This is a genomic window from Streptomyces sp. NPDC041940 (assembly GCF_055589465.1).
Genome location: NZ_JBVJBP010000035.1, coordinates 61,645 through 70,999 on the forward strand (window position 1 = coordinate 61,645; position 9,355 = coordinate 70,999).

General features: G+C 69.9%; 7 protein-coding genes and 2 pseudogenes. 4 read left to right on the forward strand and 5 right to left on the reverse strand.

All coding sequences use genetic code 11. The features are described from left to right. Positions 1 to 120: 120 nt before the first annotated feature. A pseudogene (locus tag ACZ6I3_RS37880) lies at positions 121 to 1,320 on the forward strand (phytase); the annotation flags it as partial. A 31-nt stretch (positions 1,321 to 1,351) separates the two neighbouring features. Here ACZ6I3_RS37880 and ACZ6I3_RS37885 read toward each other — a convergent pair. Further along, positions 1,352 to 2,869: an alpha/beta hydrolase gene (locus ACZ6I3_RS37885; RefSeq protein WP_469420884.1), complete on the reverse strand. Its 1,518-nt coding sequence runs from the start codon at positions 2,867 to 2,869 to the stop codon at positions 1,352 to 1,354. A 121-nt stretch (positions 2,870 to 2,990) separates the two neighbouring features. Here ACZ6I3_RS37885 and ACZ6I3_RS37890 point away from each other — a divergent pair, with 121 nt between their 5' ends. Continuing rightward, a complete protein-coding gene (locus tag ACZ6I3_RS37890) occupies positions 2,991 to 3,935 on the forward strand; it encodes a helix-turn-helix domain-containing protein (protein ID WP_469420894.1) in 945 nt (314 codons plus the stop codon). Between the two features lie 59 nt (positions 3,936 to 3,994). Next, complete coding sequence (locus ACZ6I3_RS37895; RefSeq protein WP_469420885.1) at positions 3,995 to 4,891, forward strand: squalene/phytoene synthase family protein; 897 nt, start codon at positions 3,995 to 3,997, stop codon at positions 4,889 to 4,891. 319 nt (positions 4,892 to 5,210) lie between these two features. On the opposite strand, the gene ACZ6I3_RS37900 is transcribed toward ACZ6I3_RS37895, so the two are convergent. From ACZ6I3_RS37900 to ACZ6I3_RS37910, 3 genes and pseudogenes are all read right to left on the reverse strand, one after another. Next, on the reverse strand, positions 5,211 to 5,561 hold the full coding sequence (locus ACZ6I3_RS37900; RefSeq protein ID WP_469420886.1) for a hypothetical protein: 351 nt from the start codon (positions 5,559 to 5,561) through the stop codon (positions 5,211 to 5,213). Positions 5,562 to 5,737: 176 nt separating this feature from the next. Continuing rightward, positions 5,738 to 6,048 (reverse strand): annotated as a pseudogene (locus ACZ6I3_RS37905) (ADP-ribosylglycohydrolase family protein); the annotation flags it as partial. A 116-nt stretch (positions 6,049 to 6,164) separates the two neighbouring features. Next, entirely contained in the window at positions 6,165 to 6,518 is a 354-nt protein-coding gene (locus ACZ6I3_RS37910; RefSeq protein ID WP_469420887.1) for a hypothetical protein, read from the reverse strand. A 280-nt stretch (positions 6,519 to 6,798) separates the two neighbouring features. Between ACZ6I3_RS37910 and ltrA the strand changes: the two genes are divergently transcribed. Then, complete coding sequence (ltrA, locus tag ACZ6I3_RS37915) at positions 6,799 to 7,983, forward strand: group II intron reverse transcriptase/maturase (protein ID WP_469420888.1); 1,185 nt, start codon at positions 6,799 to 6,801, stop codon at positions 7,981 to 7,983. A gap of 413 nt (positions 7,984 to 8,396) precedes the next feature. Here the strand turns inward: ltrA and ACZ6I3_RS37920 are convergent, their stop codons facing one another. Then, positions 8,397 to 8,879, reverse strand: a complete 483-nt coding sequence (locus tag ACZ6I3_RS37920; protein WP_469420889.1) for a GNAT family N-acetyltransferase — start codon at positions 8,877 to 8,879, stop codon at positions 8,397 to 8,399. Positions 8,880 to 9,355 lie beyond the last annotated feature (476 nt).

The following is a 9,355-nucleotide window of genomic DNA, read 5'->3' on the forward strand; positions in this document are numbered from 1 at the left end:
ACCACCCACCACCCCCCCCCCCCCCCCCCCCCCCCCCCCCCCCCCCCCCCCCCCCCCTCCCCCCCCCCCCCTCCCCCCCCCCCCCCCCCCCCCGACGGCGGGGACCTGCCGATGGTGAAGCCCGTCGGCGAGACCCCCGCCCTCTACGACGACGAGGCGGGCGGCAACTCCGACGCCGACGATCCGGCGATCTGGCGCAACGCGGCCGACCCCGGCCGCAGCCTCGTCCTCGCGACCGCCAAGGAGGGCGGACTGCGGGTGTACGACCTGGCCGCCCGTCTGGTGCAGTCGCTGCCCGCACCCCGTCCGCCCGCCGAGGGCGACGCGCCGGGCCGGTACAACAACGTCGACCTCGTCACCGGGCTGCGCACCTCCACCGGCCGGGTCGACGTGGCCGTGGTCAGCGACCGCGGCAACGACCGGCTGCGGATCTACCGCATCGACCCGTCCAGGCCCGGCGGCCCGCTGACCGACATCACCGACCCCGCCGCCGCCCCGGTCTTCTCCACCGACCAGGCCGAGATCAACGACCAGCGCACCGCTTACGGCCTGGCCACCTGGCAGGACAAGTCCACCGGGCGTACCTACGCCCTGGTCAGCCGGCGAGAGCGGACCCGCCTCGCACTGGTCGAGCTGAGGCCGACCGCGAGCGGGACGGTCACCTACCGCAAGGTCCGCACCCTCGACCTGCCCGCGTCCTTCCGTCTGCCGAACGGCACGATGTGGTCCGCCTGCGCGGAGCCCGGAGAACTCCCGCAGGTCGAGGGCATGGTGGTGGACCCCGCCACCGGCACGCTCTACGCCGGCCAGGAGGACATCGGCGTCTGGCGGATACGCGCCGACCTCACCACCGAGCCGGTCCTGGTGGACAAGGTCCGCGAGTACGGCGTCCCCGGCGTCTACGACGAGGCGACCGAGGAGTGCACGGCCGGCGCCGACCCCGGCTTCGGCGGCAAGCGGCTCTCCGCGGACGTCGAGGGCCTGACGCTGTTCCAGGAGCCGGACGGCGACGGCTACCTCTTCGCCTCCAGCCAGGGCGACGACACCTTCGCCCTCTACGACCGTGAGGTGAGCGAGAACAACGAGTACGAGGGCGGCTTCCGCGTCGGCGCGGCCTCGGCGACCCTCGACGGGTCCGAGGAGTGCGACGGCGCCGCCGTCCTGAACGCACCGCTCGGCAGTCGCTACCCGAACGGCCTGCTGGTCGTCCAGGACGGTCACGAGACCCCTGAAGTCCCCGACGGAGAGGGCGGCACGCGCACCGCGACCGGCTTCAAGTTCGTCGACCTGCGCGACGTGGTGGACGCCGCCGACCTGTAGACCGGGGTCAGCCCACGGCCGGGGCAGGACGTCACCTGGTCAGGTGGGTGACCACCGAGCGCATCGCGCGGCGCAGAGCCGGAACTGTCTCCTCTGGTGCGTCAAGGGTTTCGAACCCATGGTGGCCGTTGGGGACATCGACCAGTTCGAGTCGAGCCGCGCAGTCGCCGGCCGCGGCCACGAACGCATCGACGGTCGCGGCGATTTCGGGTGTCTCCCGTCCGGCGCGAAGCAGGACGACGGGCAGGGGCCCCGCCTGATCGATCGCCTTGACGGGGTTGAAGCGGCTGCCGACCATTCCCCAGGCGGGAAGGGGGGCCAGGACGGGGTAGGAGGCGGCCAGGCAGCGCAGCCAGGCGGGGGGCTCTGTCAGCCAGTCCGTGGTGAGGAGGCCGCCGCCGGAGAAGAACCACAGGGCGATCCGGTCGGCGTCCACCCGGGCGTCGGCCCGCACCAGTTCCACCCCGGCGGCGATGTCCGCGGCGGCACGTTCGTAGTCCGCGATGTCGTGCAGGCGGTGCTCGAGCGTCACGCCGACCATGCCCGCGGCGGCGGCCAGGCGGGCGTAGCCCACCAGGGCCGGCCACTCACGCGGACCCGGCCGCGCTCCGGCGGGCAGGGGTCCGCCGTGCACGAAGACCACGGCCGGTCGTGGGCCCTCGCCGTCGGGGACGTACAGATCGACATGACCTTGGCGATCGCGAGGCAACTCGGGGACGTCCAACGGGAACGGCCGCAGATGGGCAGGTACCGGCGCATCGTCGCCGGCCGGCCGCAGGCGGTGCCCCTCACCGGCCGCGGCTCGCAGCAGGACGTCTGCCAGTGCGGCCGGGCAGGACAACATCGGCCAGTGCCCGGTGGGAAGCTCGAAGAAGGTGACCTGAGGTTCGGCCAGAACGGCCAGGGCGGGGTCGCCGAAGTCGACGAGCCTCTGCACCAGAGCGATACTGGCGCCGTTCTGAGCACACAGCACGCCGCTGACGGGAACCGCGGCCACCGCTCCGGTCAGCCGCAGCGGCTGAAGCAGGGTGCCCAGCGGTTGCGGCGCTGCCAGGGCGGTCAGCCGCTCCAGGGCCGCCTCGCCGAGGCCGGCGGTGCTGCCCCAGCGCTCCCACTCGTCCTGGGCCGGCGGCGCCAGCACGCCCTCGCCTGCCTCGGCGCGTTCGGCCAGCCGCGCGCGCAGAGCCTGGTCCGGTACGGAGGCCAGCGCCGGAACACCGTTCTGCGGCATTCCGCAGTCCAGGTACACGACGCGTGCGATGCGCTCCGCCCGCCGATCAGCGGCGCCGAGCACCGGATGGATCCCGTAGTCGTGACCGACGAGCACAATCTCCCGTCCGGACGTCACGTCCACCGCGTCGATCGCCGCGATCACGTCCTCGATGTGCGTCTCCAGACCCACGTGCGCCGGTGTGGCCGGCCGGGCCGGGTCGATGCCCGTCAGCGGGACCGCGTGCACCGCGCTGCCCGCCGCGGCCAGCCGTGCGGCCGTCTCCTGCCAGACCTGGGCCCCGGTGAACACGCCCGCCACCATGATGAACACCTGCACAAAGCCCTCCCCGGACTCGTCACATGACGTAGCGCCTGTCGCGTACGCCATCACCCGCGGCCACGGCGTCTGCCTGGCCCGCGCACCGGTACCGTAGGAACTCCCCCAGAGGGAGGTTCAACTGTCCATTTCACACGAACTGCCGTGGAGCATCGGGGAACTCGCCGAGCGTGCCGGCGCCACTGTGAAGACCGTCCGCTTCTACTCCGACCAAGGCCTGCTCCCCGCAGCAGCCCGCAGTAGCGGCGGACACCGCCGCTACGGCCCCCAGGCACTGGAACGCCTGCGGCTGATCCGCTCCCTGCGCACCCTCGATCTGCCCCTGCCCGAGATACGCCGCATCCTCGAGGACGAAGACCCAGCCGGCCGGGCACTGGAGAACGCCGTCGACAGCCGCCTGCGTGAGCTCGGCAGTGATCTGAAAACCCTGCGCTGGCGGGAAGCGGCACTCCAACTGGTGCGGGACTGCCCGCCGGCTCAGCGCGCCGGCCGGCTGATGCTGCTCGGAGCTCTGGGCAGCCCGCCGAGCACCGCACCACTGGCCAGGTTCTGGCGTACCTGGCTGCCACCACGGATGCCGCGCCGGGCGACCACGGCATTCCTGGAGGCGGCCGTCCCCCAGCCGCCCGACGAACCTCACCCGTCCCAGGCACTCGCCTTCGCCCGGCTGCACGCGATGACGACGGCTCCCTGCCCAGGCAACCGGCAACCCCAACCGGAGGTACACCGAGTAGCAGGCGCCGACGGCGCCGCCCTGCTGTACGAAGGCCTCGTCGAAGCCTTCGAACTCGCGGCCCCACACCTGCGCCGGGCACACCACCCGCGCCCGGGCGAGGCCTTGGACGCCTATGTCGCGGCATACGCGAGCGCCTACCGAAGCCGCGACACCCACGAGTTCCGCCGTCTGCTGGCCGCCCGTCTATCTGCCGATCCGCGCCTGGACCGGTACTGGGAACTCACCGCCGTCGTGCTGACTCCACCGGGCAGCCAACCGCAGCCGACCCCGGGCTCCGCGGACGACTGGCTGCGCGAGGCACTGCACCTGGACAACGCCGAAGCAGCGTGAAGTATCCGCGACCTGGCTGGACTCGACGCCCGGCACGACGCGTTGCGTACGATCGGCGCATGACGTCATGGAGTCGGTGTCTGGACGCGGCGGGAATCCGTGAGCCTGAGCTGCGCAGCGCGTACGACGCCCAGAGACGAGCGGTGTGGCGGCACCGCCGCTCCTCCTGCATCGCGGTTCGCGTCCTGCTGCCTGGCGCGCTGCAGCCTCACGCGCTGGCCGCCACCGCGTTCATGGACCACGGGGACAGCATCCTTGACACCGGCCCGAAGGCCCAGCGGGTCACGGCGTGGGCGGACTGGGAACAGCGGGTGCGCAAGGCTCTGGAGACCGGGCGCGGCGACGATCCGCTCATTCTCGCGCTGCTCGCTACTGCGGAGCGGTATCCGCGGTTCTGCGAGGCGGTGGAGGAATACCTGGCCACCGCCGATGCCGAGCTCGAGTTCTCCGGATTCGCCACCGAAGCGGACTATCAGACCTATCTGGATGCGTACTCGTTGCCCGCGTTCATGCTGGTCGGTACGCTGTTCGCGCCGGACGCCGACCGCGACCGGTACCGCTCGGCATGCCGCACTCTCATCGAGGGCAGTCAGCGGCTCGACTTCGTCAACGATCTCGCCGAGGACCTGCGGGAGGGACGGCTGGGTATCCCCGCGGAGACCCTGGAACGCTTCTCGGTGACCGCGGAGGACCTCCGGGCCGGTCACGAACCGCCCGGTCTGGCAGGGCTGGTGCGCCGGCAAGTGCAGACGGCGCGTACGGCACTGCACTCGGCGAGAGAGGTGGCGGCCCTGGCAGCGGCCCCTGGCCGCGCGCTGATGGGAGCGATCGTCGAGATCGAGCTGCTCACCGCGGATGCGGTCCTCGCACGTGGCCCCCGGCTCCTGCACGGACCGGCGTCATCGCCCCTCGCGGGCACCCTACGAACGCTGCTGAGAGCCCGCCGCATGGCATGAGCCCGGCCAAGGACCGCCCGGAAACGTGCCTACCGTGGCCCGCTGCCGGGGGGGCTGGCTGGTTGGATTAGTGAGTGGAGTGCTGCGCCGTAGTAGCAGGTCCGTCTCGGTTTGGTGGGCGGGTTCGTGCCTGATGTTCTCATCGGAGGTCCGCTCGCGCGTGTGACCGGGGTTGTGCCGTGAAGGGGGCTTGTCAGCCGCAGTTCGGCGTCGTTGCCGGTGATCTGCTCCTCGGGTGTGGCAGTCGACCCGGGTGGAGCGCACGGCCACGGTTTCTGCGGGGCGAGGGAGTTGGGCGGGGGTCGGTCCGCCGTTCACGTCAGCCGGGCGGAATCCGGTCCTGCGGCTCGTCAGCCGGCTCTGCCGCGTCGTCGTCCATCTGCGCCCGCTGGGCCACGGCCGGGTCGGTCGAGTCCGAGACCAGCTCGGCGATGCGCAGGGTGCACTCCCACTGCGTCAGCTTGCCTTTGATCACCACCAGGTAGGTCTCCTGGTCGGCGAAGCGATACACGTGGCGCCGCTTCTCGACGATATGTCTGCTCGGTAGGTACGTGTGGAGTGCGGCATGGAGTGCCGTCAGCGCCTGGTCCTTCGTTTCCTGTCCACGGCAGATGAACTCGGTCCTGTACGTGTCGCTGTAGTACTCCGCGATCACGGCCCAGTTGCCCATACTCGCTCCCCCTCGGCGCCGTTGTCAGTCAGCCACAGCTCAGCCTCCGGAGCAAGAGCGATGCGGACCGGTCGATGGCCTCCATGCGGCGTCGCGCCGGGGCAGCGGGTTCTGCAACCTCCTCGAGGGCGAACCGCCTCTTCCTCCCACGCGACCGGGCCGCTGCTCTCTACGTGCTACCACGCCTGTCTCATCGACGGCCCTTCCATGAGGCGCTCCGCAAGGTGGAGCAGATCTGCCAGGTGCAGCACCCGTCCGTTGAATCCTGGGAGGGGGACATGGAGCGGCTGGGTCCAGTGGGCGGGGATTGCGTCCAGCCCGTAGTACGCCCCCGCGAGGCCTCCGGTCACCGCGGCGACGGTGTCTGTGTCCCGCCGAGGTCGATCGCCGCGCGTATCGCGTCTTCGAAGCTGGTGGTGGTGCGCAGGGCCCAGACCGCTGAGCCCAGGCAGGGCCAGACGGCGCCGTTGGACTCGGTCGCCTGATCGCACCGCGTGGCCGTAGAAGGGCATTCCCGCGCTGTCCGGCGTCAGGTCACACAGCGCCGTTTGGCGCGGTCGTGTCTGGCAGCTGGCCGACGATGTTCACTAATCGTGAGGGCACCTAGATCTTGGGCCCGGGGTCTTTGGGCTGTCCTCCCATTCGATGGTCGCTCCAGTCGATGCCGTCGTCATGTTCCTTGCTCGCCGCGAGCCCGAGGAGCCCGAGAAGGGGAGCTGCGATGAGGATTGCTCCGCACAGGCTGCCGATTGCGACGTAGGCCGCGGCGGCGATGACGGCCCAGAATAGGGTGTCGCACACGATCCGTGCCCACAGCGGGAACGGAGCGCGCCACGCGTGGTAGCGGCGGTACGTGCGCACGAACGTGCCGGACGCCCGCTTGGATCGGCCGGCCTTTCTCCGGCCTGGCGGTGCCGTGTGGCCGTTGTCGTTCGGACGTCCCTTTTTCTTGCCCATGGGGCTCTGTGTCCTTTCGTGTGTCCCTTGACCACCAACGAGACGCACCCGTCCTTTCCGGCCGGGTGAGTGGTGTCCTATCGGGGCGTGGGTGTGGTGTTCAATTCACGTCCGCGGTGTGGGGCCAGCGGTGGCCGCCGTGGCGGTGGTGGCCCCAGGACCCGTCGTCGATGCGGCGTCCGTGGTCGTTGGGAGGGTGGCGGTGTCGGAACGGTTGTCCCAGACGTAGTGGCTGCGGGATGCGTGGGAGGAAGTCAAGGCCAATAGAGGTGCGCCCGGAGTGGACGGGCAGAGCATCGATGACTTCGAGAAGGAACTCAAGGGAAACCTGTACAAGGTCTGGAACCGGATGTCGTCGGGCTCGTACTTCCCTCCTCCGGTGCGGGCGGTGGCCATTCCGAAGCCACACGGCGGCGGCACGAGAATGCTCGGCATTCCCGCTGTCCCCGACCGGGTGGCTCAGACTGTCGTGGCCCGGCATCTAATGCGAAGGGTAGAGCCCATTTTCCACCCGGACAGCTACGGATATCGGCCCGGACGGTCTGCCTTGGACGCGGTGGGGGAGTGCCGGGAGCGTAGCTGGCGGCGGGACTGGGTGGTCGAGTTCGACATCGCCAAGTTCTTCGACAGCGTGCCCTGGGACCTGCTGGTCAAGGCTGTGGCCGCACACACCGACGCCGTCTGGGCGAACTTGTACGTGCGGAGGTGGCTCGCCGCCCCGCTCGTCATGCCCGACGGTTCCCAGGTGGAACGGGAGCGCGGAACGCCCCAGGGCGCTCCCGTCTCTCCCGTTCTGGCGAACCTGTTCCTGCACTACGCGTTCGACACGTGGATGGAACGGGAGTTCCCGTCCGTCTGGTTCGAGCGCTACGCGGACGACGCGGTACTGCACAGCGTCTCCGAGCGAGAGGCCCGCGAGGTGCTGGCCGCGCTTACGAACAGGATGGTCGAAGTCGGGCTGCAACTGCACCCGGACAAGACCCGGATCGTCTACTGCAAGGACGGCAAGCGCCGGCGTTCCTTCGAGCACATGGCCTTCACGTTCCTCGGGTACACGTTCCGAGCCCGGAAGAACCGGAGTCGGCGCGGGAACCTGTTCCTGTCGTTCGAGCCGGGGATCGGCAGGGAGGCCCTTACGAGGATCGGCAGGGAGGCGCGGTCCTGGCGACTGCACCGACGTGCCGATCTGACCTTCCACGAATTCGCCCGCAGGATGAACCCTGTGATCGGGGGCTGGATCAACTACTACGGCCAGTTCCGGCCCTGGGAGTTGAACGCTCCTGACGCGCATCAACACCTACCTGGTGCGTTGGATCCGCAACAAGTGCAAACGGCTCGCGGCTCAGAAGAGGGCGTACTCGAAGATGCAGGAGATCGCCCAGCGATACCCCCGCATGTTCGTGCACTGGCGCCTCACCGCAAACGCCGCGGAGGTCTGGTGATCAGAGCGACAAGAGCCGTGTAACGGGAGCTCGTTACGCACGGTTCTGTGAGGGCCGAGGGGGTGAGATCCCCCTCGGCTACTCGACCACTTATCTATGACTCTCGCATGCAACGTCCATCTATGCCGCCCATGCATGAGGTGACGCACCGACAGACCGAGAGGCCTTGCGGGGCTTGGGCCGCGGCGGCTGTCCGCCACGGTGCGCCTCCCCGCAGAGGATCGGGCCGTCACCCGAAAGTGAGTAACAGCAGCTGGTTGCCGAGTGCTCGAATTCTGGCCTGGAGTACCCGTCCGGGTAATGAGGGTGGGGTTCCCCTCGTGGCTGCCGGCTCCTGCCGGCCGGTACTTCGCAGTCTCCTGACCGTCATGGTCTGGTCGCGTCGCTGTCGTGAGGGTGGCAGATCGCACCCGCGACAAACAGGTCGGGCAAGCGGTTACGGGATCGAGAATTCCAGCTCGGGCCGGTCCCAGGCCACCGCGGGCGGGTTCGCGGAGACGGTCCCGGTGAGCAGCGCGCCCACGCTGCGGTAGAAACCCTCGGCCGGAGGGTGCGACACCACCCGGACAAGGTCCAGCCCCGCCGTGCGCGCCTCTGACTTCATGTGCTCGACAAGCAGCCGCCCGATGCCGCGGCCCTGCCTCCCGTCCTCGACGAAGAGCAGGTCCAGCTCCGGTGGCACGAGGACCAGCGAGTAGAAGCCGAGCACCCGGCCCGCGGGATCCTCGGCGTCGACGGCCACGAAGACCTGATGAGTTTCGATGTAGTCGGGCCCGACGCGGTAGTCCGCGACCATCGCCGCGTACTGGCCCTCGTAGGCACGCGAGCCGCGCACAAGTCGCGTAAGCCGCTTGGCGTCCCGGGCGACGGCCCGTCGTATGACGGTCTCGCCACGCACGGACGTAATACTCGACTGCATGTGGAGCATATTACGCACCCGGAAGACGCTCTACGCCCACACGCTGCCCCAGCCGGACACCGCCGCACACGTCCGCGCCGCCTTCCACATCCTGGACAGCCCGGTCGGGCCTCGCTGCCGCAGCGACCGTGTGCGCCCAACTGCTCCAGACCGTGAGCCGCGGGGACAACCTCATGCTCGCCGACCCGCTCCGGACCTGGTCGAAGGAACTGCGCCGCCGCTGATCTGAGGGACGGGTAGGGGTGCTCTCGGCATGGCGCCCTACGAGGCACTGTGCGAGGGACTCTTGGAGACCTTAACGGCCCCGAGAAATCCACAGGTCGAGGCCTTCAACTCACAAAGGCCGCCCCGGGGGGGGGGGGGGGGGGCACCCCCCCCCCCCCCCCCCCCCATCCCCCCCCCCCCACCCCCGGCACAAACAACAGGACACAACGAAAAGACGCTGAAGGGAAAACCACTCCCCCCCCCCCCCCCCC

Coding starts and splice junctions, on each gene's coding strand:
- ACZ6I3_RS37895 (WP_469420885.1), top strand. CDS start 3,995: ATGACGTCATGGAGTCGGTGTCTGGACGCGGCGGGAATCCGTGAGCCT.
- ACZ6I3_RS37900 (WP_469420886.1), bottom strand. CDS start 5,561: ATGGGCAACTGGGCCGTGATCGCGGAGTACTACAGCGACACGTACAGG.
- ACZ6I3_RS37910 (WP_469420887.1), bottom strand. CDS start 6,518: ATGGGCAAGAAAAAGGGACGTCCGAACGACAACGGCCACACGGCACCG.
- ACZ6I3_RS37920 (WP_469420889.1), bottom strand. CDS start 8,879: ATGCAGTCGAGTATTACGTCCGTGCGTGGCGAGACCGTCATACGACGG.